At 45.9% G+C, this 26,808-nt stretch carries 22 protein-coding genes; 15 read left to right on the forward strand and 7 right to left on the reverse strand.

What is annotated here, in order from left to right; all coding sequences use genetic code 11:
- Positions 1–138: 138 nt before the first annotated feature.
- Positions 139–1,863 carry an acetate--CoA ligase gene (gene acsA, locus FE296_RS03865; RefSeq protein WP_150364274.1) on the forward strand — a complete coding sequence of 575 codons (1,725 nt, stop codon included), beginning with the start codon at positions 139–141 and terminating at the stop codon, positions 1,861–1,863.
- Between the two features lie 240 nt (positions 1,864–2,103).
- Here acsA and FE296_RS03870 read toward each other — a convergent pair whose 3' ends face one another.
- The 3 genes from FE296_RS03870 to rpsD form a co-directional block, all read right to left on the reverse strand.
- A complete protein-coding gene (locus FE296_RS03870; protein ID WP_124116077.1) occupies positions 2,104–5,199 on the reverse strand; it encodes a transglycosylase domain-containing protein in 3,096 nt (1,031 codons plus the stop codon).
- 230 nt (positions 5,200–5,429) lie between these two features.
- Positions 5,430–7,358 carry a methyl-accepting chemotaxis protein gene (locus FE296_RS03875; RefSeq protein ID WP_150364275.1) on the reverse strand — a complete coding sequence of 643 codons (1,929 nt, stop codon included), beginning with the start codon at positions 7,356–7,358 and terminating at the stop codon, positions 5,430–5,432.
- A gap of 363 nt (positions 7,359–7,721) precedes the next feature.
- Positions 7,722–8,321 carry a 30S ribosomal protein S4 gene (gene rpsD, locus FE296_RS03880; protein WP_062835377.1) on the reverse strand — a complete coding sequence of 200 codons (600 nt, stop codon included), beginning with the start codon at positions 8,319–8,321 and terminating at the stop codon, positions 7,722–7,724.
- Between the two features lie 465 nt (positions 8,322–8,786).
- Here rpsD and FE296_RS03885 point away from each other — a divergent pair, with 465 nt between their 5' ends.
- From FE296_RS03885 to FE296_RS03905, 5 genes are all read left to right on the forward strand, one after another.
- Positions 8,787–10,778 (forward strand): sensor domain-containing diguanylate cyclase, encoded by a 1,992-nt coding sequence (locus FE296_RS03885; protein ID WP_150364276.1) that lies wholly within the window; start codon positions 8,787–8,789, stop codon positions 10,776–10,778.
- A 102-nt stretch (positions 10,779–10,880) separates the two neighbouring features.
- Positions 10,881–11,771 carry a hypothetical protein gene (locus FE296_RS03890; RefSeq protein ID WP_150364277.1) on the forward strand — a complete coding sequence of 297 codons (891 nt, stop codon included), beginning with the start codon at positions 10,881–10,883 and terminating at the stop codon, positions 11,769–11,771.
- Positions 11,772–11,882: 111 nt separating this feature from the next.
- On the forward strand, positions 11,883–12,998 hold the full coding sequence (locus FE296_RS03895) for an aminopeptidase (protein WP_124116081.1): 1,116 nt from the start codon (positions 11,883–11,885) through the stop codon (positions 12,996–12,998).
- 96 nt (positions 12,999–13,094) lie between these two features.
- On the forward strand, positions 13,095–13,340 hold the full coding sequence (locus tag FE296_RS03900; RefSeq protein ID WP_036614658.1) for an HPr family phosphocarrier protein: 246 nt from the start codon (positions 13,095–13,097) through the stop codon (positions 13,338–13,340).
- Positions 13,341–13,565: 225 nt separating this feature from the next.
- Entirely contained in the window at positions 13,566–13,859 is a 294-nt protein-coding gene (locus tag FE296_RS03905; RefSeq protein WP_017687426.1) for an Fpa/YlaN family protein, read from the forward strand.
- A gap of 182 nt (positions 13,860–14,041) precedes the next feature.
- Here the strand turns inward: FE296_RS03905 and cax are convergent, their stop codons facing one another.
- Positions 14,042–15,112: a calcium/proton exchanger gene (cax, locus tag FE296_RS03910; RefSeq protein ID WP_150364278.1), complete on the reverse strand. Its 1,071-nt coding sequence runs from the start codon at positions 15,110–15,112 to the stop codon at positions 14,042–14,044.
- 183 nt (positions 15,113–15,295) lie between these two features.
- Here cax and FE296_RS03915 point away from each other — a divergent pair, with 183 nt between their 5' ends.
- Positions 15,296–15,658 (forward strand): Asp23/Gls24 family envelope stress response protein, encoded by a 363-nt coding sequence (locus tag FE296_RS03915; protein WP_017687428.1) that lies wholly within the window; start codon positions 15,296–15,298, stop codon positions 15,656–15,658.
- Positions 15,659–15,786: 128 nt separating this feature from the next.
- Here FE296_RS03915 and ftsW read toward each other — a convergent pair whose 3' ends face one another.
- On the reverse strand, positions 15,787–17,076 hold the full coding sequence (ftsW, locus tag FE296_RS03920) for a putative lipid II flippase FtsW (RefSeq protein WP_150364279.1): 1,290 nt from the start codon (positions 17,074–17,076) through the stop codon (positions 15,787–15,789).
- Positions 17,077–17,089: 13 nt separating this feature from the next.
- Positions 17,090–17,437 (reverse strand): YugN family protein, encoded by a 348-nt coding sequence (locus tag FE296_RS03925; protein ID WP_074095774.1) that lies wholly within the window; start codon positions 17,435–17,437, stop codon positions 17,090–17,092.
- A gap of 210 nt (positions 17,438–17,647) precedes the next feature.
- On the opposite strand from FE296_RS03925, the gene FE296_RS03930 reads away from it, so the two are divergent.
- The 8 genes from FE296_RS03930 (at position 17,648) to FE296_RS03965 (ending at position 25,937) form a co-directional block, all read left to right on the forward strand.
- Positions 17,648–18,817 (forward strand): M20 family metallopeptidase, encoded by a 1,170-nt coding sequence (locus tag FE296_RS03930; RefSeq protein ID WP_124116084.1) that lies wholly within the window; start codon positions 17,648–17,650, stop codon positions 18,815–18,817.
- Positions 18,818–19,007: 190 nt separating this feature from the next.
- On the forward strand, positions 19,008–20,702 hold the full coding sequence (locus FE296_RS03935) for a DNA repair helicase XPB (protein ID WP_150364280.1): 1,695 nt from the start codon (positions 19,008–19,010) through the stop codon (positions 20,700–20,702).
- A gap of 36 nt (positions 20,703–20,738) precedes the next feature.
- Complete coding sequence (locus FE296_RS03940; protein ID WP_150364281.1) at positions 20,739–22,457, forward strand: helicase-associated domain-containing protein; 1,719 nt, start codon at positions 20,739–20,741, stop codon at positions 22,455–22,457.
- Positions 22,458–22,609: 152 nt separating this feature from the next.
- Positions 22,610–23,047, forward strand: a complete 438-nt coding sequence (locus FE296_RS03945) for a YlbF/YmcA family competence regulator (protein WP_036614642.1) — start codon at positions 22,610–22,612, stop codon at positions 23,045–23,047.
- 30 nt (positions 23,048–23,077) lie between these two features.
- Positions 23,078–23,341, forward strand: coding sequence for a YlbG family protein (locus FE296_RS03950; RefSeq protein ID WP_026080981.1), 264 nt, complete (start codon positions 23,078–23,080; stop codon positions 23,339–23,341).
- 165 nt (positions 23,342–23,506) lie between these two features.
- Positions 23,507–23,944, forward strand: a complete 438-nt coding sequence (locus FE296_RS03955) for a hypothetical protein (protein WP_017687436.1) — start codon at positions 23,507–23,509, stop codon at positions 23,942–23,944.
- Positions 23,945–24,076: 132 nt separating this feature from the next.
- On the forward strand, positions 24,077–25,000 hold the full coding sequence (locus tag FE296_RS03960) for a selenium metabolism-associated LysR family transcriptional regulator (protein ID WP_124116087.1): 924 nt from the start codon (positions 24,077–24,079) through the stop codon (positions 24,998–25,000).
- Positions 25,001–25,067: 67 nt separating this feature from the next.
- On the forward strand, positions 25,068–25,937 hold the full coding sequence (locus tag FE296_RS03965) for a PHP domain-containing protein (RefSeq protein ID WP_150364282.1): 870 nt from the start codon (positions 25,068–25,070) through the stop codon (positions 25,935–25,937).
- 141 nt (positions 25,938–26,078) lie between these two features.
- On the opposite strand, the gene FE296_RS03970 is transcribed toward FE296_RS03965, so the two are convergent.
- The gene (locus FE296_RS03970; protein ID WP_124116089.1) at positions 26,079–26,525 is read right to left on the reverse strand and encodes a GNAT family N-acetyltransferase; all 447 of its coding nucleotides are present in this window, start codon (positions 26,523–26,525) and stop codon (positions 26,079–26,081) included.
- Positions 26,526–26,808: the final 283 nt, after the last annotated feature.

The raw sequence follows: 26,808 nt of genomic DNA on the forward strand, positions 1-26,808 counted from the left end.
CTGTTTGGCCGAGCAAGTACATGATGAGAAGTTCTCTCTACTAATGTAAGCGCTAACTGGAAGTTCAGTCAACACAAAGGCAATGAGAATTGACCCCTGACGGGAATCGAAATGTCGAGTTGAAGGAGGCTGGCAAGCATGAGTCAAGCACATGGCGAGATGCTGCAAACGGTTGTGTCTGAATCTAATCTGGGCGATTACACGGAGGCTAGAAGCCGGTTCGATTGGGAATCGGTGGAAAGGCACTTTACGTGGCACGCCAGCGGAAAAGTAAACATGGCGCATGAAGCGATTGATCGTCATGTACTGGAAGGAAGGGGCGGAAAAACCGCTTTATTGTATAGCGATGCTTCACGTGAAGAGTCCTATACTTTCGCTGATCTGAGTGAACAGTCGAGTCGGTTCGGGAACGTTCTCCGCAAATATGGCATAGCCAAAGGAGAGCGGGTATTTATTTTTATGCCTCGAAGTCCTGAACTGTATTTTAGTCTCCTGGGTATATTGAAAGCTGGAGCCATCGCGGGCCCTTTGTTCGAAGCTTTTATGGAAACGGCTGTGAAGGATCGACTGGAGGATAGCGGAGCAGTAGCACTCGTCACCACTCCGGAATTACTGAAACGGATCAAACGTTCCGAGTTGCCCGAACTCAAACATATATTTATTGTGGGTGGGGGCGCGCAAACTGAAGAAGGACTCATCGATTTTGATGCAGAGATGTCTGCCGCTTCGGATGAGATGGAAGTAGAGTGGCTGAATCGTGAGGATGGTTTGCTTATTCATTATACCTCAGGCTCTACGGGGAAACCCAAAGGGGTATACCATGTTCAAAATGCCATGATTCAGCACTATTATACAGGTAAGGTTGTTCTGGATTTACGTGAGGATGATGTGTACTGGTGCACTGCTGACCCTGGCTGGGTGACAGGCACTTCTTACGGTATCTTTGCTCCATGGCTCAACGGAGTAACCAATGTGATACGGGGTGGTCGTTTCAGTCCTCAAGATTGGTACAGCACCATCCAGAAGAACAAAGTCACGATCTGGTACAGTGCACCAACGGCCTTCCGTATGCTGATGGGAGCGGGAGAAGAGACCATCGCCCAGTTTGATCTGAGCAGTCTGCGTCATGTCATGTCTGTCGGTGAACCGCTCAATCCGGAGGTTGTTCGTTGGGGATGGAAAGCCTACGGTCAGCGAATTCATGATACATGGTGGATGACGGAAACAGGTGCACAGCTGATCTGTAACTACCCCGGAATGCCGATCAAGCCTGGCTCTATGGGACGTCCATTACCTGGAATCGAAGCAGCGATTATTGATGATCGCGGGCAGGAATTGCCACCGTACAGTATGGGTAATCTGGCCATACGGGCACCTTGGCCATCCATGATGGCGAAGATCTGGAATAACCCTGTGAAATACGAGGAGTACTTCAGGCTTACGGGCTGGTATGTATCCGGTGACTCCGCTTATATGGATGAAGAAGGATATTTCTGGTTCCAGGGACGGATTGATGATGTGATTAATTCGTCAGGCGAGCGTATCGGCCCCTTTGAGGTGGAGAGCAAGCTCGTGGAGCATCCTGCGGTAGCAGAGGCGGGTGTAATCGGTAAGCCGGATGTGACACGTGGGGAGATCATCAAGGCTTTTGTGGCGCTTCGTGAAGGATATGAGGCGACACCAGAGCTGAAAGAAGAGATCTATCGTTTTGTCAAAGAGGGCCTGTCTGCCCACGCTGCTCCGCGTGAGATTGAGTTTAAGGATAAACTGCCCAAGACACGTTCCGGGAAGATCATGCGCCGTGTCCTGAAAGCCTGGGAGCTTGATCTGCCAACAGGAGATCTATCCACCATTGAAGACTAACGCGACAGTGCTAGGATCATCAATGTGGCGCTATCGATACCGATACATTGAGTAGTGGGGAAGAAGTTAATACTCTACGAAGCCAAATACGGTGACTCTACCCATTAAAATGGATTGTAAAAGCCTGCTTTATGCCAATGGCATGAAAGCAGGCTTTTTGGCTGCTGTAAATACAAATAAAAAGCCGCACACTCAGATACAGTCTGAGGATGCGGCTTGTTTTGGAAAGCTATGTCTGAATCAGGGTTGAAAATGTATGGCTGCAGAAGGTTCGGATTCACCCGCACTATTGCTGGCAGATACCTTGAACCATCCACTGGTCGATGCGGGTACTCCATAATCCATCGTATTTCCCGCTGTTGTTCCAATTTTGGTGTAAGGAGCCGAGCCTGTTTCACTGTAATATACAGCATAACTATCTGCATTTGGAGTTGACGCCCATTGAATGCGCAGTCCTTGAGAGAGGGCAGATACGCTGACTTGACCAGGTGTGCCTGGGGCTGTCGTTGTTGTATTGTCGGTCTGCGTTTCTCCCGGCGTAATGACTGTGCCTGGAACTTCAATTGGCTCATTAATCTCTTCTTGCACAGGAGGAGCTACACCAGCACTATTTACTGCAGCGCTAGGAGCAGATTCTCTGCCGGCAACATCCACTGCGGTCACATAGAAGGCGAAGTTGCCGCCTTGTGCTGCATATGCAGAGAATGATCTGGATTCACCAGTCAGGACAACCTGACCCTGGTTCTGGAATCCTCCACCGTTTACAGAACGATACAGACGATAACCGACGACATCATTTTCAGGTGTGGCATTAAATGTAATGACTGCTCTGTCACCTGAGGTTGAGATGCGTACATTGCCTGGTGCATCAGGCGCTTTGCCATTATCTGTTCTTGGATCAATCTGTGTTGGCATGTCTGCATCAGCATCTTCAGGAAGGTAATACGCAAGTGACTCATGTCGACTCATACGTGAGAATGCATTTTGCAATTCTTTGATGAGATCCGAGATTGGTTTTTTACGTTTGATTACTGTTTTTTCCTTCAACATGTCCGAAGGTGTTCCGTCACGCGGAATATAGTTTACACCATTGTAAGTAATATACCTGGCTTTGGCTACACCGTCATCGCTATCCTTCGGAACAAACTTGCTGTTGAAAATATCCGTAACAAATTTGTCAGTCATGGATGTTGGCAACTTGCCACTGTATGCAGACACCGTGCGCGTTTCGATGCCGGATGGTTTTTTGAACGAATCCGTGACGAACAGATCTTTTTGCGTATCGATCACTTCGTTCAGGATTTTCGACCACAGTTGCTGCGCACGTTTTCTCTGTGATTTACTTTCGAGCGTATTCACCGGCTGTTTGTATCCAACCCAAACGCCAAGTGTGACATCTGGTGTATAACCTTCAAACCAGACATCTGCGTAGTTTTGAGTGGAACCCGTTTTACCTACGATTGGCACACTCTTGGAATATTTGTAATTTTCACGTACTTTATCTGCCGTTCCCTCTGTAATAACGGTCCGCAGCATATCGGTCATCAGGTATGCTGTCTGCTCCGAGAAGGCTTGGACAGGTTCAGTATCGTGTTTGTAGACGATGTTGCCTTTGGAATCTACAATTTTGCTAATCATGTAAGAATCGTTATATACGCCCTTATTGGCGATAGCGCCATAGGCACTGGTTAATTCTTCAACGGTTACACCGTATTGGAGACCTCCGAGAACACCTGTCTGAGCCTGATAGTCTTCCTTCTGAATGGTGGTAATCCCCAGTTTCTTGGCGAAGGTCCAAGCTTTCTCGATCCCAACTTCTTCATTAAACAACTTCAGAGCCGGTATATTTAGAGAATAATTCAGTGCTCTGCGGGCAGTGACCAGTCCCTGATACCGATTGTTGGCATTCTTGGCAATGTGATAGCCGCTCGGACCATTTTTGAGAATGATCGGTGAGTCATCAATAATAGAAGCAGGTTGGACAAGACCCTCATCCAGAGCTGGCAGATAAGCTGCAATAGGTTTCATCGTTGAACCTGGCTGACGTATCATCTGCGTTGCATAGTTCATCTGTTCATCCTGGAAATCCCGTCCCTCAATCATGCCCAGAATAGCACCGGTTTTGTGATTAATCAGCATGGCAGCAGTTTGTTCTTTTCCTTTGACAGGATCATCTGCTGAGAAATTGCTGTCATCTTCCGCAATGGTACGCATCGTTTTGTAGATACTTTTGTTGATGGTCGTGTATATACGATATCCGCCTGTCCGCAGTTGCGTCTGAGCTTCCTCTAATAATGCACTGCTTTCTTTCTGAGGTGTGTCTGCATCCGTACCTTTGTCTTTAGAGTCAGCTGTGTCGGAATTCAACTGTTTCATCAAAATCTGTGCAGCTTGTCGTTCCGTTTCCATCATAAGATATGGATAAGTGTTGTAAGCCTTGATGGTCTTCGGAGCGAGTGAGCTTTTGATATCAAAAGCAAGAGCTTTGTCATACTCGGACTGATTGATTTTGCCTAGTTCAAGCATACGGCGCAGTACCAGATGCTGACGGTTGATTGCGCGGTCAAAATTCTCCTCTACAAAATCACCTTTACCGTTAAAAGCGGAGTATGAGGAGGGGAGTTGTGGCAATCCAGCAAGATAAGCAGCTTGAGCGATGTTGACTTTTTCTAGATCGTTAATATTGAACAATCCTTTGGCGGCCGCTTTGATTCCGTAAACGTTGTATCCGCTGGAACCATTACCAAAAGGAACTTTGTTCAGATAGGCTGTCATGATCTCGTCTTTGGTCAGGAAACGTTCGAGTCGGAGTGAGAGCAAAATTTCTTTCACTTTCCGATCTTCCGTTCGATCCAGATTCAAAAACACACGACGCGCCAATTGCTGAGTCAGTGTACTACCGCCGGTTTGTACTGATTCTTTCAGCACTTTTTGTTTCACGGCACGTAGTGTTCCGCTCATGTCTACACCTTTATGTTCGTAAAAATGATTGTCTTCAATCGAAATGACAGCATCAATAACCTTTTGTGGGATCTGGTCTGTAGTGACCGGACGCCTGTCTTCTTCCGTACGTAATTGACCGATCGGACTGCCGTCGGCAAAGTAAGCAAAGCCTGTGATGGAGTTTTCGCTGACTTTTTGTTCAATCAGGGCCCTTGAACGGACAGGCTCGTCTTTGACAATGGAACTGACGTATCCCATCAAAGCACCGCCTGCAAATAGTGCCCCCATAAATCCAAGGACAACCATCCATTTGACGAAACTTCCCAGTCTGCGGGCAAAGCTGCGTTTGCGTACAGGCTGTTCATCGGGCTTTTTCTTATTAACATCAACCATTCAGTGTCTTCCTCCTTTTAACAGCACTTATTATAGCATAAAAAGGCGGGTTTGCATGCCTGAGAAATACAAGTAATGGTCGAAATTTGCCATTCTGCCATGCATTATGCTATATATCATGCGATATTGAAGCACATTTCATGAGTTGTAAGCCAAAATAAGCAGGCCACCTCCATGCTGAGGTGCATAGGGTGGCCTGGGTGATGTGTCGTATTGGAGGTCTTCTATGATTAGGTTTTGAAGCGTTGAATCAGTTCTAATAATTCCTGAGTAAGATTCGCTAGTGAGGCAGATGCCGCCGTAATCTCTTCCATGGATGCGAGTTGTTCTTCAGAGGCAGAGGCAACACGAGTTGCGTGATCTGATGTCTCATGACCAATGGTTTTGAGTTGCACTAACGTGGCATCAACCTGCTGTGATCCAGCTGACATCTGCTGCGCAATGGCTGAGACATGTTCAATCTGCTCATTAACATCTGAAATCTGTGATGAAATGGAGAGGAATAGTTCACCACTCTCATTAATCGCTTCCGCTATGTGGCTTACCTCGGCATTCCCCTGTTCCATATTTTCAACGAGAGAAAGGACCTCTTGCTGAACGCTATGAATCAATGCTGCAATCTGCGCTGCTGATATTCTGGATTGTTCAGCCAGATTACGAATCTCGGAAGCAACAACACCAAAGCCGCGCCCGTGTTCACCTGCTCGTGATGCTTCAATGGAAGCATTAAGGGCAAGAAGATTGGTTTGACGGCTAACTTCCGTGATCATGCCTGTAATATGGCCAATCTCTTCAGAACGTTGACGGAAATTCTCCAGTGCGGTCATGGATGTCTGCACAGAAGAGGTGGCACTATCGACCATACGCATGGCGGACTGAATCTTATCGGTTCCGACAGTTGTTCGCTCAGCCACAGCTCGCGATGAATCCGATACATCGGAGGCGGCCTTTGCAATTCTTCCGATCCCTGCAGATATTTCATTCATGGAACGGGAGGACTCTTGCAGCTCCTGCACCTGTTTACCTGCTTTATCTGCAACTTCGACTCCTGTTAATGCAATCAGTTCGGCTGCTTTACCTGTTTCTTCGGCACCTGCGGTCAATTGTTGAGAAGTGGAGCCGACAGATAAAGCATGTTCGGATATAACCGATATGGTATGTCGCAGTGTATCCATCATTTGATTCATATGACCCGCCATGACGCCAAATTCATCTTTGGATCGTACAGGTAACTTTTGTGTCAAATCCCCGCCAGCGAGCTGTCCAGCGACAATATTGACTTGATTCAACTGCCTTACAATGGAGACGATAGTGTAGGTAACCACACCTGCAAGCAGAAGTAATGCCAGTGCCGCAATCAGTATGGACCAGTTCAAGCTGTCATAGAAAGGTTGAAGGATATGGCTCTTTGGCAGCGCCGATACAAGGTACCAGTTTGAATCCGTTCCTTGTAACCTGGCGGGCTCGGCAATAAACAGTTCTTCCCCTACTTCAGGGTCTGTAGCGTAAAACTGGGACTCGCCAGATTGTATACGCTGAATGACTGTCTTCATTTCAGATGGAATTACGGCTCCTTCATTAGCCAGTTCCGGTTTGGAGCCATGTGCAGCAATCTGTCCTTCGCTAGTAATAAGCATGGCATACCCTTGATCCGGATTAAGTGATGCTATATTTTGCTGAAAACGATCAATGGTAAAGTCTGCCCCCACAATGCCCAGAAAATTTTTGTTTTCATCTAATAGAGGGAGGACAATCGAAACGAGCAGTGTTTCTTTACCACCAACCGTATAGGTAACAGGCTCGGACCAATAGATGGATTTGGTTTTCTTTGGCTGCTGATAGTAAGTACTAGTTTCACCGCTTCCCTCATAAGTAGGCATAGGCTCAAAATGCAGGGAGTTGCCATCACATATAACGTATGGAACGAATCGCCCCGTAGCATCATCATATTCTTTTTTGTTGATGTGCTCCGTATCGTTTCCATCAAAGGCATTTGGTTCCCAGCCCGTGTAAAAGCCAAAAACTTTCTCGCCTTTTTTCAGATATTGTTCAAGGAGTCTGACGATTTCTTCACGGTTGAGTGATCCGTTCTGAGCGGCATCCAATAACGTGGTACTCATGGTGTCCAACGTGTTTTTAACCTGATTAATGTCAGTCATGAACTCATTCGTAGCCCGGTTTGCTGCCTGTCCAGCAACGGTTTCGCCGTACTGGAGGCTTTTGTCGTAAATGGATTTGGTATTAAATGCAATCAGGGCTCCAATACAACAGAGTAATACGATCCCGAGTAAAAGTCCAAGCTTAACAGCGAGCTTGCGATTGCGAAAAAATGCATGTTTTAATCCCCCTCGATGTCATTCTTGTGATGTATATATGGATGTGTGCTTCTCCTGGAGGGAGTCTATGTTTTATATCGTTATTTACATTCCTATAATGAAGATAATTAAAAAAAGCATAGAAAAACAGCTGCCGAGAAAATCTCGACAGCTGTTTGGATTGAAACTTTAATGTGATTGCAACGATTAACGGTTGTAGAACTCGACGATTTGTTTTTCATCGATGTCTTGGGACAATTCAGCACGCTCAGGCAAGCGGATGAATTTACCTTCTACAGCTGCTTCGTTGTATTCAACGTATGCTGGAAGATGCGAACGACCTTCCAAAGCTTCTTTAACGGAAGAAAGAGCGCGGCTCTTCTCACGCAAGCCGATTACATCACCAGTGCTTACTTGGTAAGAAGCGATATCGACTTTTTTGCCGTTTACAGTTACGTGACCGTGTGCTACCAACTGACGCGCTCCAGCGCGGGAGTTAGCGAACCCAAGGCGGTAAACGAGGTTGTCAAGGCGGCACTCAAGCAAGAACATGAAGTTCTCACCGGCAATACCTTGCATTTTTTGAGCTTTAGAGAACAGTGTGCGGAATTGCTTCTCGCCCAAACCGTACATGTGGCGCAATTTTTGTTTTTCTTGCAATTGCATACCGTAGTTGCTCATTTTTCTGCGTTGGTTAGCTCCGTGCTGACCTGGAGGGAAAGGGCGTTTCAATTCTTTGCCTGTTCCGCTAAGGGAAATGCCGAGGCGACGGCTCAATTTAAATTTAGGACCAGTGTAACGTGCCATGTTTAAAGTAGCTCCTTTTTAGTTAAAGTTCATATTAGGGCTCTGTTTGCGCTCCAATTTGTTGATGCGGGCTTGGCCTCGCATAGAACGATCAGGAAAGTTCAGCCGCTGTCCTGAAAGCAACAAAAAGAATGAGGGTGACACAACCGGTAATGCCCAAATTTAAAGACCCATTAGTAGTCTTCATCAACAATTTATATTACAGTTTAAGAGAAACAAAGTCAAGCGTAGAATAAAAGCAAAAAAACGTCTAAATTTGTCGATAGGTCATTGGGCCTAAAATAATGGGACGATTTTCTGAAATATGGATGCAAAAAAGCTTTAAACAGAGTAAAATAGATTGTATCTTAACTTTAAATCATCTTTATGTAATAAGGTTATCGCAACGAATTTGCAGGTTTGCGATAACGTCTGCAGATTAATGCATCCTGGTGGATGCAAAAACGGTGCAAAGGAGCGCCTGACATGTTAGAACATCTAAGAAGTTTACCTGCCAGCTTGAATTCACGAAGTTCGGGCGATTCCGCATCTTTTGCCGCTCCTCATTCTCATGAAGAGCATGTGTTGTGGATGCAAAAAATGGATATCACACCTTTTGATTTTTCATATTTGGGCAGCTTGCTAGAGCAGGCATACAGTGACTGGAACTCCAGAGTGGGTTCAAGGCTGGCCAGAACATCAACCTTTTACAGCGTGTGGAACACCGAAGGCGATTGCATAGGATACGATAGCGATCATGAAGCTGATCAGGGCGTAAATGCACGCAGGCTGGTATTCGAATGTTTGGAGAAGAGACAGGTCCTGTCCCTTAAAGGGACAAGCGAACACGGAGAATATCTTATAATAACACATCCCTTATTCTCCAGAACAAACAAGGATATGTTTGCCGTATTCACTGCTGTGATCTATGAATCCAATGGATATGAAACGTCTGAAGCTGTCGTTCAATCTGAGGCATTGCATTATCGCACCTGCTTTTACCGAAGATTTGAATACATATTTATGACGGACCTGTTACATGCTCATGAACAAACAGCCCGTGAGGAACACCGGAGGTCCATCCTCTTTCAGATTGTTCAGCGAATGCATGACAAAATGGATGTCGAGGCCATATTGGATGAGGTATTTGACAGTATGGACTACTTGTACCCGGCGACTTATATCAAATTGTATATGTCTCAGGATCAGAGCAACTCTGATCCACGGATTAAACCGTTGCTTGTCCACGAGCGAGGAGAAGATATTTGTGTGCGTTCATTTATGGAAGGTAAGCTGATTGTTGCTCGCTCACATGATGCAGAGAACCGCATTGTAGATGTAGGGATTCCGCTGAAAGGCAAACAAGGCATATACGGTGTGTTCCATATCGAAATGAATGAAGAGATTATGGAAGAATCGGACTTGCAATTGATTACGATGATGGTAGACACTGCAGGAACGGCCTTTGAGAACGCCAAGTTGCATGAACAATCCAATATGTTAATTCAGGAACTTCGTTTAATTAATGATCTTACACAGCGGTTGAACAAGAGTCTGCATCTTTCGGAGATTTATCAACTATCCGAGCAAGAGTTAAAGGAAATATTCCAGGCTGAAACGTGTTGCATTCTTCAACTCAATGACAGTACAAATGACTTCGAAGTTATGTCATCTAACGTGAAAGATGTTTTTCACCAATCCTTTTCTGTAGACTACGGTATCGCAGGCTTGATCTATCGAACAGAGGAACCGCTTATTATAGTCAATTATGCGCAATATGATAAAGTGTCCTCCTTTTTCATGGAAGATACGGGATCCATGTCACTTATTGCATCACCAATCAGAGTTAATGGTGAAGTGAAGGGTGCCATTTTGTTGGGACATAGTAGAGAGCATTACTTTTCATATGATAACTATCGGCTTTTGCAGATGTTATCCATCCATATCGGGCTTGCCCTGTCAAATGCCACGCTGCATGCCGAGGTTCGGCGCTTGGCTAATCTGGATATGTTGACAGGTCTGTATGTGAGGCATTATCTGGATAGTGTGATTCACGAGCGACAGGCTCATGAATTCTGTGGCTCCCTCATAGTGGTGGATATTGATCAGTTCAAACAGGTGAATGACACATTCGGACACCAGACGGGGGATCAAGTATTGAAGCAAGTGAGTGAGATCGTCACCAGCTCTGTTCGCTCGGAGGATGTATGTGCCAGATGGGGTGGAGAAGAACTGGCGATCTATATGCCACAGGTGAGTGTAAGGCAGGCGTTAGATTATGCGGAAGTGATTCGAAAGAGAGTCGCAGAAGAGACTAGACCGCCCGTTACGGTATCCAGTGGCATCGCAGAGTGGAATTGGATGGATGAAAAGGTCAGTGTAGAGTCCTTGTTTTATCGGGCTGATATGGCTTTGTACAGCGCCAAGAATGGTGGTCGGAACAGAATCGTTGTAGAGGAACAGGATGTAACACGTTAAGAGAGAACAATTCCAATTGCGGAGTCGTTCTCTTTTTTTTTGTGCATCGCAGATCAAGTTGTGTATAGAAGGAAGTATAAGCGTATACGGGCGGGGCAATCTATGGAGAAAGTTCACGGAAGGGTGAAGATAGACATGTTTAACCGCCATTCGTTACGTACATTATGGTTATTTGTGAGCATCGTGATTATTGGTCTTCCGGGTTGTGGATTAATCCAGCGAGATCAAACGCCTGAAGAGGTTTTTTCCTTGGCTTTATCGGGGATAGCGGGAAAAGAAACGTTGAGTTTTGAAGGAGAGGCAGGACTTCGACGGGAGAACAGTGGGCTGTTCGAGAATCAGTTCAAGTTTGAAGGCAAGCTGGAGAATCATGATCGTCTGACCCTTCAGACCCGATTACCTGGAGAAGTAACTGCTGTGGGCACAGGCATTCAAACAACTGCCGTAAAAAATAATGGACAGCCCAGTGGGTTTAGCGCCTCTTTCGAGCGGAAACAAGGGCAATGGATGGCATTGTCAGCGCAGCATGAGCCGCTGCGTGGGTCTCTTTCTCGTTTTAACCCAATTGCCCAATTGGAGAAGATCGATGGGATGCACAAAACCATTCAATCGGAGTATGGCGCTGGTCGTCGAACCAGAACATTACGGATTGAACTTGCACCGGAAGACGCCAAATCATGGGCTGTAACCCAGTTAAACGACGAGATGAACGCCATTCGGGCAGAATATATGCATAGGGCAGCTTCGGTGAAAGGGGCGCGTAAGGAGAAGCTTGTGAAGGATCTGGAGAAGGTTTGGAAACAGGGTGAAACAACGATGCAACAGATGATGAAACAAGCGAGCGTGCAGACGGTATATCATCTCACGGTAGATCGGAAGAGCAGTCTGCCTCTTCGTTTATCCTCTGAAAGTCAGCTGAGTTACACGGACAACAACCGTAAAAGTAACAAAGAAGCCCTTGTCACCGATGTAAACTTCAAGTCATATCAATGAACGAAGTGAGGGACTGCCTGCTGACGGGATGACTGTTCGCGTGCTACAATAGTATCGTAATTTACCGTTGTTCAATTTAAGTATGGCAGATGACAGGAGGATTTTACCAAGATGAAGGACCCAAGAATTCAAAAGCTTGCAGCAAACCTGGTGGGCTATTCAGTAGATGTACAGCCTGGTGAAAATGTATTGGTTGAGATGATTGGATCGGAACGTGATCTGATTAACGCCATTATTGAAGAAGTAGGCAAAAAAGGTGGTAACATCTTTGTACAGTTGACCGATAAAACCGTACAGCGTGCGATGCTGAAAAATGCCACAGAAGAAATGATGAAAACGTGGGCAGAGATTGATCTGAACCGGATGAAACAGATGGATTGTTATATCGGTATTCGTGCGGGAGAAAATGTGAATGATCTGTCCGATGTGCCGGAAGAAAAAATGAAAATGTACAATTCATTGTACTCCCACCCGGTACATAGTGAACAACGTGTCAAACATACGAAATGGGTTGTACTTCGTTACCCTAACGCAAGTATGGCGCAACTCGCCAATACAAGTACAGAAGCGTTCGAAGATTTCTACTTCGACGTATGTAACCTGGATTACGCCAAAATGGACAAAGCGCAGGACTCGCTCGCTAACCTGATGAAGCGGACGGACAAAGTTCGTATCACCGGACCAGGAACAGAGCTGAGCTTCTCCATTAAAGATATCGGTGCAGAGAAATGTTCTGGCCAAAAAAATATCCCGGATGGCGAAGTGTACAGTGCCCCTGTGCGTAATTCCGTGAACGGAACGATTAGTTATAACACGCCAACGCTGTATAATGGAGTGACATTTGAAAATATCAAGTTCACGTTCGAGAATGGAAAAATCGTTGAAGCTACAAGCAACGATACAGAGCGTTTGAATGAAATCCTGAATTCGGATGAGGGTGCTCGTCATATCGGTGAATTCGCGATTGGATTTAACCCGCATATTCTTCATCCGATGAAAGATATTCTTTTCGATGAGAAAATCGCAGGCAGCTTGCACTTTACACCGGGTCAAGCATACGAAGAAACGGATAATGGCAACCGCTCGTCCATCCACTGGGATCTGGTGTTGATCCAACGTCCGGATTATGGCGGCGGGGAGATTTATTTTGACGATGTGCTGATTCGTAAAGACGGTATTTTTGTTATTCCTGAGCTGGAATGCCTGAATCCGGACCGTTTGAAATAGGAACAGGATTTTGCTGTTGCTAGGAAAGCGGATTCACGGTATCATGTAGTGGTAATTAATAGATGATACCAATAGTAAAAAGACGGAGGGATTCCTATGTCGAGTAATAACGCGGCTGTAGTGGAAATTGCTCAAACAGCAGGCAAGTTTACTTCTTCAATCGTGCTTCATTCGGAGAACAAGTATATCGATGTGAAAAGTATTCTCGGATTGTTTACAACGCTGATCAGCACGCACAGCTATGAACTGCATGTTCATGGTCCAGATGCAGTTGAAGCAAAAGCAGCCATGTCAGAAGTATTTGCCAAGCATGGACTGAATGTAAGCATCGCATCTGAGTAATAGCTCTCAAGAAGCACCTCTGCCTTTTTAGGCAGGGGTGTTTTTTGGCATGGAATGATCTGAATACTCGTCTGGACGTGACTGGAACAGGTGGATTATGCTTCAACAGAAGGCTTAACTTTGCGGGCTTATTTTGGTCAGGTTCTTGTATTAGCTCTTCATTTCGTCTAATATTAGAGGTAGAACGTCTTTACGCGATTTTTGGGACATAGGGGGGAAAAATGCATGACTTCATCTGATCTGCAGGACCAGCTGAATTTGAAAGCGATCAGTCTTCTTCAAGAAGATGCAGATAAAATACAGAAGCTTATTGAAGTACAGATGGAGAATCTGGCTACCCGCTACTGCCCTCTCTATGAGGAAGTATTGGATACACAGATGTATGGGTTCTCCAAGGAAGTTGATTTTGCTGTTCGTGCAGGGCTCCTTCCAGAAGGTGCAGGTAAGCAGCTGGTTAGCGCGCTTGAGCGGAATTTGGCAATTCTATATGAAGCCTTGAACAAGAAGAATGAGCAATAGCCTGCAGATGCGCGGGTCAGAATAGAAGGCATGCAGGCGTTTATGCATGCTTTTTTTGTGCGTCTGAACGGGATCGGGATGCAAGCCAGCCGGAAGGCGTATACAAGCAAAGAGACAGCACCGAATGTAAATTCGGGCTGCCTCCTGTGGTTTGTTTATATGCTACCTACCTGAGGACCTGGTTACACCAGGAAGAAGGATACACCGAGTATGATATATACCACGAGCAAGAGTAAACCTTCGTACCAATTCGTTGAACCATCTTGGGTAATGGACTTCGCAATAAATACGGATACGCCGATGGCGACCAGTTCAATCGTTGTAAATACGATATCCATGGTTCTACCTGTGAAGTAGCTGACAAAAATCAGTACAGGAGCGACGAAGAGTGCAATCTGCAAGCTGCTGCCGACCGCAATTTCAACGGCGGCTCCAATTTTATTTTTCATGGCAAGCATGATAGCTGCACTGTGTTCGGCCGCATTACCGATGATGGCCACAAGGAATGCACCGACAAACAGTTCGCTAAGTCCAAATTCCGAAGTGAAGACTTCGAGCGTGCCCACCAGCCATTCACTGACAAAGGCAACCATGACTGTTGCGAGCACCAGGTAGAGAATAGATTTTTTCTTGGACCACGCCGGAGCATGCTCATGAGGCAGCTCTTCATCGCTATCCTCAGTGACGTCTGCAAGGTAGTTCTTATGTGTCACCATGGAGAATAGCAACCAAGCAATATACGCGAGGATGAGCAATCCGGCCACGATGAGACTAAGTGTATTGGTGTCTTTCTGTGTAATGGAATGTGTATTGAGAAAGACTGCTGGAATAAACAGGGCAATAATGGCAACAATCATCAGGGAACCATTCAGACCAGCAAGTGAAACATTATAATTCTGAATTTTGAACTTGAGTCCTCCGGCAAAAATACTTAACCCGAGCACTAACAACAGATTTCCGATGATGGAGCCTGTCAGACTTGCTTTGACCATGTCGAACAGTCCCTCTTTAACGAGGAAAATGGCGATGATCAATTCGGCAGCATTGCCGAACGTGGCATTCAAGAATCCACCCAGCCGCTGTCCGGCGTAGTGGGCAACATTTTCGGTGGCTTTGCCTAAAAAACCGGCCACAAAAATAACCGAAATGGCTGATATCACGAACTGTAGAATCGAATCCCATTTCATGAAGTGGGCGATGGCACTGAGTGCAAAGAAAGCAATCAGCAAAATGGATGAAATCCGGTTTCTCACAACAAACACCTCGGTTATAAATTATTTTGTTTTGAATAACACTGTAAATCGCTTATGAGATTATTTTCATATTTCAATATAACCAAATGGTGGTAGGTTGTAAACGCATCTTTTTGAGTTTAATTTGCTTTTTGGGGTGGAAAGGATTTAAAATACGAGTAACGAAGTGAAGGAGGATGTGGCATGGCAGAACAACTTCAACTGGAGAGCGGAAACATCCGGATTGCCGATGACGTGGTTGCAAAAATTGCCGGAATGGCTGCAATGGAAACACCCGGAATTGCCGCAATGTCTGGAGGATTGTCAGAGGGCTGGGCGAAGCGACTCAGCGGTAAAAACGTACAGAAAGGCGTGAGCGTTGAGGTCGGCCAGCTGGAAGCAGCCATTGACCTGCGCATCATCGTCCTGTACGAAACCCCGATTCATGAAGTTTCCCGTATGCTCCAGCAGAATGTAAGAGAAGCGGTAGAGACCATGACCGGATTACGCGTGGTTGAAGTCAATGTAAAGGTAGAAGGAGTATCTTTCAAAGGCGACGATCTGTAGAAATCGCAATCCGCAATGGAGAACAGAGCCATATTGACCTGTTCTTCATCTTGATAGACAGAATTGTACCGATTACACAGAAAAAGGCTGCGCATCCATTAGGTGCACAGCCTTTTTTGTGTTGTTTTTTATCGAATCCGACGGATGGACTCCCGTGAACGAAGAGCAGGTGAGGTACGAGTCTGTGTCTGTACAGTCACGGACTTCGTTTTCTCTTCCTTGATCACGTCCAGATTGTTGGTGCGTGAGATACTGAGCAGAATGCCCATGGCAACCATCATCACAAAGAGTGAGGTACCCCCATAACTGATAAACGGAAGTGTGACACCCGTTACCGGAATGGTCTGAGTTACGCCGCCGATATTAATGAATGCCTGTATAGCGATGAGTCCCATAATTCCGATGCCGACCAATGTTCCAAATGGATCGGGACAGCGAAGAGAGACAATAATTCCTCGCCAGATAAAGTACAGGTAAACGAGCAGGAATAATGCACTTCCGATGAATCCGAGTTCTTCCCCAATTACGGAGAAAATAAAGTCATTATACGCATTTGGCAAATAGTGCAGCTTCATCGTACCTTGTCCAATTCCTGAACCTGTCATGCCGCCATCACCAATGGCAACAAGGGAACGGTAGAGGTTAAGACTTCCCCCATTAATATCGGATAATGGATTCAAGAAAGCTTGAATCCGTCCGATCTTGTAGTTCTGCTCCGCAGTGACTGCTGTTGTAGTAGTCGTCGCATCGGAAGGAGACATGGAAGAGAACAGGGAATTCGCTCCAAACGCCAGTGCTCCACCGAGTACAACCAAGAGAATCGAACCCAGGATATGTTTCATACTGGCTCCACCGGCATAAATCAAGAGACCACAAGTGGACACCAGAATGAAGGTGGTACCAAAGTCTGGTTGCAGCATGATCAGTCCTGCGATGAATCCAACGATGAACAAGACGGGAAAATAACCTGTCTTGAAAACCCTGAATTTCTCACCTTTTTTGGTGATCAGAGCAGAGAGATAGAGAATGATAGCAATTTTTGCGAATTCCGCAGGCTGAAGACTGAAACCAAAAATGTGAATCCAGCTTCGTGCACCGTTCAATACTGCACCTGTGACCAACACAATCACCAGCATTACCGTAGTAAGCAGGAAAAAGGGTGCATAGAGCTTTTTGTACTTGTTAAAGCGGATATTCATGGCAAAAAACATGCCAAATAGACCGATAATCGCCCACATAAGTTGTTTTTTCGTGAAGTAAAGGGCATCATTGTTAAATCTTTCGCTTGCGATTGCAATGCTGGAACTGGAGCTGAATACCATCACCAGTCCAAAGCCCACCAACAATAAAGTGAGGATTAGCAGTTGAAAATCCGGCGTGCCTCTCTTCGTTTTCGTTTGGGCCGTTTGTTGTTTCATCGTTTGGCCCAGCCTATGCTTCCAGCAGTTCTTTAAGCTGCTGTAATTTTTCGGCTGCCAGCTTCACGACTGGTTGCGGAACAGAAGAGTCATAATCTAGGCCGTGAGGGAAAGTGGCTTTGCCAAGGTATACTGCTTCAACAGCAAGAACGGTATCCGGTTTTTCCAATTTGCCTTCCACAGCGCGGGTATTAATGCGTACAAAGTATTCTGAGTTGGTTTGTTCATCTTCAATTTTGTAGTCATATGTAGCACGGTAATATTCCCATTGCCACCGGACAAATCCGACTTTCTCGGCGCTCTCATCCAGGTATGCCAAGTCGCTCTTCAAGCCATCCAAGCCTGTATTCTCAAAAATCATAAGCGTTTGATCCTCCTCATAAGCTTCCGAGTATAATTTCTCGAGTATTTCTCTAGTTCATGATAGTATGTTTCCCCTTCCCGTGCAAGCTTTCCGAAGGCGTTTCGTATCGGTTTTCTTCCAATTCTGCTACAATATACAGCAATAGGTTTGAAGAGGAAGGTTCGGGCTTGATATAAGTCCCGTTTAAGATTGAAAGGGTGGAGAGAAATGACTAATAATATATGGTGGGAAGATCTGCAGATCCATATGGTGGAATGGCGGCGTCACCTACATCGCAATCCTGAAGTTTCCTTTCATGAGGAGAAGACATCCTCTTTTGTAGCGGATATGTTGGAGAGTTTTGGCGTTGAAGTGAGGCGTCATGTTGGTGGTCACGGGGTCATCGGTACCATTCGTGGGGACAAGCCGGGTCCTGTCGTCATGCTGCGAGCTGATATGGACGCACTTCCAATTCAGGATGAAAAGAATGTCGAGTATGCCTCACAACAAGCAGGAGCGATGCATGCATGCGGCCACGATGGTCATATCTCCATCTTGCTTGGTACGGCATTGTATTTCAGCCGTCACAAACAGGAGATCCAAGGAGAGATTCGTTTTTTGTTCCAGCCAGCAGAAGAACTGCTTCCGGGCGGCGCAGTTCAGGTCATTGCGGATGGTGCGCTTGAAGGTGTCGATGTCATATATGGCATTCATCTTTGGACCCCGCTGCCTGTAGGTGTTGTTGCCAGTAAAGCAGGGCCGATGATGGCGGCGGCGGACGATTTTTACATTGAGATCAAAGGCAAAGGTGGACATGGCGGGATGCCACAATCCACGATAGATAGTCTTATCGCGGGGTCTGCGCTTGTGATGCAGCTTCAGACCGTTGTCAGTCGTTCGGTGGATCCATTGCAACCCGCGGTGCTGACCATTGGTACAATGCAGGCGGGCTCAGCTCAGAATGTAATTGCAGAGCAATGCAAAATGAGCGGTACGGTAAGAACGTTTGATGAAGAGACCCGAAACAGGATGAAAGAGCGTGTGCTTACCATGGTAGCCCAGACAGGGGCAGCGTATGGGGCTGAGACGCAAGTGAAATATATTATGGGATATCCGCCTGTGGTTAATGATGAACAGGAGACAGCACGTTTCTTCAGAGAAGCTACAGAATTATTTGGGGCAGAACGAGTGCAATCTTCCCCAATGCTGATGCCAGCGGAAGATTTTGCTTATTATCTGCAGAAGGTTCCAGGGTGCTTTATGTTTGTTGGAGCAGGTAACCCGGATAAAAATGCGATCTATCCGCATCATCATCCGATGTTTGATTTTGATGAAGACGCGATGCAGACAGCCGTGAGATTGTTTATCGCCATGGCCAAGGGTTACACAGCCGAATGACTTTATAGCCAGTTGGGCATCCTGTTCATACCGAGGTATGGGCAGGGTGTTTTTTTATGGATTTTTTTAGAGTTTGTTCAATAAGTCCACTTTTCGGTACTGAAATAAGACTTGTTGAACTCGCAATTATACAGGTTCATTTTCGGAAGCAGCCGGAACTGGACTTTTTTGTGATAGGAGGAAGGCGCGAATGGAAGGAACAGAACATATGGGTAGAACGGATGCTTGCATTGTTCAACGAGATTTTACGGTTTTGCTGGAAGTCGCCCACCCCGGATTCGAAAGGGCAAGAGAGCAGCTTGGGATGTATTCAGAACTGGTCAAGACACCCGCAGCATTTCATACCTACCGAATCACTCCGCTGACGCTCTGGAATGCAGCTGCGTTGGGATGGAATTCAGATCAGGTCATCGCAAGTCTGGAGCTGGTATCGCGTTGGAACGTGCCTGCTGTACTGATACAGGATGTTCAGAGAATTATGGATCAGTATGGCAAATTAAAGCTTCATTCCGAAGCAGATCACACCAGAATGCGCCTTTACAGTGAGGATGAACGGTTGCTCGATGAATTAAGTGGATTGAAAACGATAGCTGCCTTTCGTATGGAACGCAAGGACGCTCATGAACTTTTGCTCCCAGGAGAACAGCGAGGGTTATTAAAAAGGGAATTAACACGATTGGGTTACCCCGTACTTGATTACGTGGGGTATCGGGAGGGAACCAAGCTTTCATTCCAATGGCGAACCAATGATACAGGGGACTACTCTGAGCGGTTTGCGCTGCGTTCTTACCAGAGAGAGGCTGTGGATGCATTCGAAGGAAGTGAGGGCATGGGAGGAAGTGGTTTACTCGTACTTCCTTGCGGGGCAGGCAAAACGGTCATTGGCATGGCCGTGCTGGAGCGGCTTCAATGTGAATGCCTTATTTTGACGTCCAATACAACGTCTGTGCGACAGTGGATTCAAGAAATTCAGGACAAAACCACGATTACCAGCGAACAGATTGGTGAGTATTCAGGTCAGAAAAAACAGGTGAAACCTGTGACTGTAGCTACATATCAGATTCTTACACACCGGAAATCAAAGGATGCTGATTTTACCCACATCAAATTGCTCAGTGAGCGGCAATGGGGGCTGATCATATATGATGAAGTACATTTGCTGCCAGCACCTGTATTTCGTGCAACTGCGGATATTCAAGCTACCCGAAGACTGGGATTAACGGCTACATTGGTTCGAGAGGATGGCTGTGAACAGGATGTGTTTTCTCTGATTGGTCCGAAGCTCTATGATATGCCGTGGAAACAATTGGAGCAGCAAGGGTGGATTGCCGATGTACAATGTCAGGAGATACGCATCCCGTTCTCCCCGGAACTAAGATCAAATTATCTGCAAGCCGAGGTTAAGCACCAATTTCGATTGGCTGCCGAAAATCCGGCGAAGGTGCGTGTAGTCAAGCGTTTGCTGGAACATCATCGGGATTTGCCTGCACTTGTGATTGGTCAATATCTGGATCAACTTGAGTTGATTGCCCGGGAAATTGAAGCACCTCTAATCTCGGGAACCATGTCACAGCAAGAGCGAATCAAATGGTTTGCCGCTTTTCGACGTGGAGAGATTAAAACGATTGTGGTATCCAAGGTTGCCAATTTTGCTGTGGATTTGCCCGATGCTGCTGTTGCACTTGAAATATCCGGGAGTTTCGGTTCAAGGCAGGAAGAAGCACAGCGGTTGGGACGAATTCTGAGACCGAAAGCGGGAGAAAACAAAGCCTATTTCTATGCGCTGGTATCAGAGGATAGTAAGGAACAGGAGTTTGCATTAAACCGTCAGATGTTCTTGGTGGAGCAGGGATATGAATATGCCATCGTTCATGAGAACGAATAGTCCATTTATACTCGCGAAAAGAGGAGGGATTGGGATATGTCTTCATTTGAACCAATAGATGAGCCTGTGGTACTGAACCTTGATTCTTGGTCAAAGCTTGCTTGGGTGGAACAAAAAGTACTTGGTGCAATTTTTCACAAACATGCGGGTCAGCCTTTTTCCTCCCTCCTGCCGCGAGAACAGTGGGCCATCGAAGGACTAAGTGTCGCAGAAGCCAAATCTTCATTTGCCAACCTTCGGCAGCAAAGATGGATTGAATCTGTGCATAAGAGTTGGGGGGAGCGATTATTCTATATTCCTGCTTCGCTGATGGAGACATTGACGATTGCTTACGCACAAAGAGTGGGTATAACCGTTAAACAGATGGCACAGCATGCTCATGTATTACAGGAAGGAAAGCCGGATATTGCTGCGGAGCTGCTTCATCTGATCGCGTGGATCAAAAGAGAAGGACTTCCTTTGACAGGGAAGGGCACTATACATAAGAAAAGAGTTCAAAAATTAAGTGTGATCACGGTATTATCTTCGACAGACTTTGATGGTTTGAGCATCCGATATGAACATTCGGATTTGTATCCGACCCACGTAGCTATCCTTCTCGATCTACTGCTCAGTCTGAATCTGGTTCAAAAGTCAGATGATCGAATTCAGATTGTGGATCATCGATTACAAAAATGGTTGAAGCTCTCGTGGAGACAGATGCATCGGGAAATATATCAAGCGTGTATGAAAAGATACGGAGAAGCTGAACCCGCGTTGCAGCATTTCCGTTATCAATTGGCAGTGCTTGCTCCCGAAAAGAACATATGGTGCCATATAGAGAATTCGGAATTGAAACCACGAGTCAGGGGCTGGCTCTGCGCACTGGCTGGCTGGGGTTATGGTGAAGTAGGAGAAGATCAGTCGGGTGGGCTAGCATTCCGCTGGTTGATCGAACCACAGAGCCTGTTAAATCGGGAACAAAAGATGATAAATCAGACGGAGCCTTGTGGATTTTACATGCAGCCTGATTTCGAAATGTTGGTGCCGCCGGAAGCAGGGCCTGACGTGATCTGGATGCTGGAGCAATGCGCAGAACGGGTGACGCGTGATCGAATGTCCATCTACCGCATGACAAGAGAACGATTCATTTCGGTCATAGCCAGAGGGTATGAATTACCTGAAGTGATAGAGTTTCTGGATCAATATGCTCTGACAGGTATACCGGAGAATGTACGTGTTGCGTTAGAAGATTGGGCAAAGGAGACGGATGCTGCACCGTTAACTGTAGATCAGCACACGGATGTAATGGAGGTAAGTACAGGCTCCGCAGATGATTCGAAGTTATTAGAAAAAGATGTGTTGAGCGGTGTATATTCTTCTTTCTACACACCGGATAATCAAGGTCTGGTTGATATCCCTGCTTCTCTGCATGGGTTGGAGCGTGATCATTCTGTCATTGAGAAGAAGTTCTCTCTGTTGGGGTTTGAGGAGATACCGGAGACCTGGTACAAGGAGTGGCGTCGATATCATAGTTCAACCGCCCGACAGATTGCTGCCAAAGCCATTGAATGGCAGACCAAGCTGGGGATACAACAGGAAAATCGTACGCAATACCTCATTCCACATCAGGTAGAGGGTCATGAACAATGGACTTTAAGCGGTTGGTGCATGCTGGATTCAAGTGAAAATACATCAGAGACGGAATGGCGTACATTCTCCCCGTCAGAGTGGGATACAATGCGTCTTATCCTGCCAGATGATGTCATAACCTGACTATTTCACGTGAATATCAGGTTGAAAGGCGAATTTTCGAGTTCCGCCTATTTCTAATTGCAGGAAAAACTCTTCTTAACTATTCATGGATATGCTATGATGAGGTAGTCTACGTTAAGTAGAACTTTATATATAGATAGGATGAATATTTCATGAGCGTAGCGGAAATGAACACGGTCGATATGGCCCAAGTGTTAACGGGCGCGTATGAACTGGGCGACATGATTAACCAATCTGCCGAAGTATCGGATTATTTATATTGGAAGCAGCAAGTAGAGACTACCCCTGAGATTCAGATGGGGATTCGGAAGCTGAATGCCAAGAAGGAATTGTTTGAAGAAACACAGCGTTTCGGTCATTTTCACCCGGATTATCATGCAGCAAAAGACCAGGTGAAGGCTCTGGAACAGGAGTTGGAAAATTTCGAGGCGGTAATCCGCTTCAAACAGGCAGAGAAGTCCCTGGATGATATGTTATTCCAGATGTCAGAGACCATTGCATTCGCAGTGTCAACAACCATTAAAGTACCGAGCAATGACCCGAATCCGAAGGGCGGCTGCGGTAGTGGCGGCAAGTGTGGTTGCAGTTAAGGAATCATTATAGAAGGGCGGGGAACGATGATGTTTGCGGAAAGGACAGGATTCATTATTTGGGTCAGTGATTTGAAGGCTGCCCGTAATCTCGAAAAATATGGCACCGTGCATTATATCTCCCGCCGTATGCATTATGTAGTCATGTATGTTAATGCAGAACGGGCTGATGATACGATGAAAAATGTGAAGCGACTTTCCTATGTGCGCAAGATCGAACGGTCGTATCGTAATGAGATCAAAACCGAGTATGCCAGCAAAACGATGGACAAAACGAGCTTTTACGGAATATAGACGAGAAACTGGAGGGACCCTTTGGGGTCGCTCTTTTCTTGAATTATGCACAAAATGGCTATTGTGAAAAAAAGTTAAACTTACGCCTTGAGGTTGCGGGACTAATGTTGTAATATATTTGGTAATAAATAGATAGAAAGTCCTATCTGGTGGAGAGTGATTCCCATGCGTGATAAGGTGATGCAACGTTGGAGCACCTACGAGCCTTTTTTCGTGGCTCTTGGAGACAAGAAAGTGGCCGACATCGTCATTACCCATCATGCCAAGATGCGGTATGCAGACCGTATTGAGCCTGCACGTAGTGATGATGACCATATTGCGGCGTGGTTATGGGAGTGTCTGAAGCAGGACCGTATAACACCATACTACCGTAATGAACAGGACGTCTACCTGATTGATGAGGATCTGGTGGTGGTCGCCGAATTTTCCGAACTTGAAGGAGAATATGATATTGCGGGCAACCCGCTGCACAAAATGATTGTAGTTACGTTTCTGGGACGTATGTCGGAGACCATTGAGTTGAGGGACCTGAAATCATATTATTCATGGTTAAGACATTCAAGAAGAATGACGTTGGTCAAAAATAGCCGCAAGCATAAGTAAGCCTGAGTAGATTCAATATGTTGAAATCATAGATTCAAGTATTATCGCATGCAGACAAGCTGCATGCTTTTTTTGTTGCCAAGCGGGAAATCGGCTACAATGTAGAGAGTGTAATCGAAGAGGGGCGAAGATATGAATTTTCACCAATTGCATATTTTTTATACGGTGGCAGAGAAGGGGAGTTTCTCGGCTGCTGCACAAGCATTACATATGACTCAACCGGCAGTAACGATGCAGATTCAATCATTGGAGGACTATTTTGGGACAAAGTTACTGCATCGTTCCACCAAAAAAATAGAATTATCCGAGGCTGGCCGGACTTTATTACCTCATGCGAAACGGAGTGTAGAGCTGGTCAGACAGACGGACGAAGCGATGTCGGCGTTTACCCAGATGTTACAGGGCAGACTCCAGCTGGGAGCCAGCTTAACGATTGGGGAATATGTGCTTCCGCGCATGCTCGGACCATTTGCACTTCAATATCCGGACATTTCAATTGTCATGAAAGTGATGAATACAACGCAAATTATGGATGATATATTGAAGCACCAGCTTAATTTTGGTCTGATTGAAGCGCCAGTGCACCACCCGGACATGATTGTAGAGCCTGTTATGCAGGACGAGCTGAAACTGATTGTACCTGCCGGGCATGATTTGGCTAAGCGTAGCAAAGTGAATATTGAGGATGTAATGAATTATCCTTTTGTGCTGCGTGAGAAGGGCTCGGGTACTCGTCAGGTGATGGAAGACCAATTGCAAAAGAAAAAGATTGATCCACAGGATATGAATGTTGTAATGGAACTTGGCAGTACAGGAGCGGTAAAATCGGCCGTGGAGGCAGGGGTAGGTATTACGATGTTATCTCCTTCTTCGGTGCAGCATGAACTGGCTCTGGGACTTGTTCATATTGTGGATATCCGCGGACTCGAATTCAAAAGGCAGTTCTATGCCATCCATCTAAAATCGTCTTTGTTGCCCCTGTCAGCAGTCGCTTTCCTGAATTATCTTCGTCAGCAGGAGCAGCCTGAGTCGGTACATAAGACGGGGAACGCATAATAGTTGGCAACATCAATGATAGATAAGATTGAATCATAATCAATTTTACACAAAGGAGCTGTTGTTCATGAATCAGCGCCAAGGACGCTGTGATCTTCATACGCATAGTCAGGCATCCGATGGAATGCAGCCACCTGCTGATAATGTGAAGCTTGCCAAACAAAAAGGGCTATCTGCGGTTGCCCTAACGGACCATGATACAGTAGCCGGTGTAGCGGAAGCACAACAAGCGGGAAAAGAGTACGATATTGATGTTGTTGCCGGAGTGGAGATCAGCACTCGGGCTGGTGGGAAAGATATTCATGTGCTCGGGTATTATGTGAATACAGAGGATGAGCAGTTCCTGCAACGGTTGCGCGGATTACGAGAAGCGCGAGATGAGCGGAATCATCTGATTATCGCCAAGCTGCAAGAACTCGGGCTTGATATAAGCTGGCAGGAGGTACTGGATGAGCTGGGACGACCGTTAGAGCCGGATGAGAGTATTGGCAGACCTCATATGGCTGATGTGCTGGTGAAGAAGGGATACGCTGTTGACATGCGGGATGCATTCGATCGGTATCTTGCTGAAGGCAAGCCAGGCTTCGTCTCTGTACCCCGTGTTGCACCAGAGGATGCGTGCGAGTGGATCAGAGCCGCAGGTGGAGCCGCTGTGATTGCCCATCCGGGTCTCTATAATGATGATGAATTGGTGCGACGTATCATCGAAGACTCTCGTCCAGATGGCATTGAGGTGTTTCATTCGGACCATGGCCCGGAAGAGGAACGCAGGTATGGTGAGCTGGCCAAGGACTACGAACTTATTGAAACAGGTGGATCTGATTATCATGGCAAACGGCAAGGTGTTGTTTTCCATGGGGATCTTGGTAGCAAGACGGTGACGGTTGATGTGTTGGAAAGGCTGAAGGCAGCTGCTGCACAGCAAAAGGGAGAGTAAGCGAGACGTTGCAACGCTCTCTCTGGCAATGAGGGTGTTTTTGCTTATTGAGTATATTTAGGATCAAAGGAGTATAGGACATGGAAACATGGTAGGCTCGACCTTCATGTATTCATGTCCCTTTTTTGTGTTAAAAATAGTCTATGTAATGGAATAGTTTACCCAAGCGCCACGTGTAGCCCCAAGACGTTCGAATAATTGCTGTGCCCGCTCATTGGTCACTGCTGTGATCCAAGACATATATGCGCATCCATGGTCACGCGTATATTGCTGACAGTGTGCAAATAATTTGGCTTCTGCTTCGCCCTCTCTGAATGTTTCCGTAACAAATAGATCATTCATGATGGCGACACGCTCTGCTTTCATCGTGCTATAAGTAAAGAACAGGGTGGAAAATCCGATAAGCTTCCCGTTCTCTTCTGCCACGAATTGAGCACCGATCTGCTGATTAAGCAGGTTGGTGATCAAAAGCTGGATGGATTGATCACCAGGCCAAGGGTTGTTGTAGAATCCCACCACATAGTCATACATTAATGCCATCAGGGGTTTCAGATCATCAGGTTGAGTTTCTCTGATATGTAGGGTCATGGTACACTTCCTTAAAAGTAATTTTTATTTATTATAATTGAATTATTATACATATAAATGAATTAATATTCAATAAAAATGCTAAATAAGCTGAGCTTCACATATCATTCAAACAAGTAATGCAACCACAAAAATCCCCTGACCATTAATGGTCAGGGGATTTTTCTATTATTAATGTTACATCTATATAAGTGGAACTAATCATTTATACGATAACGGAGAGGACAGAAAAAACCTGAAAAAGCGAAGCTAAAAGCTTTCTGCAAGAAAGCTACTTCGGAAG

Origin of the sequence: Paenibacillus sp. UASWS1643 (assembly GCF_008693195.1) — a bacterium.
Taxonomy (GTDB): domain Bacteria; phylum Bacillota; class Bacilli; order Paenibacillales; family Paenibacillaceae; genus Paenibacillus; species Paenibacillus amylolyticus_B.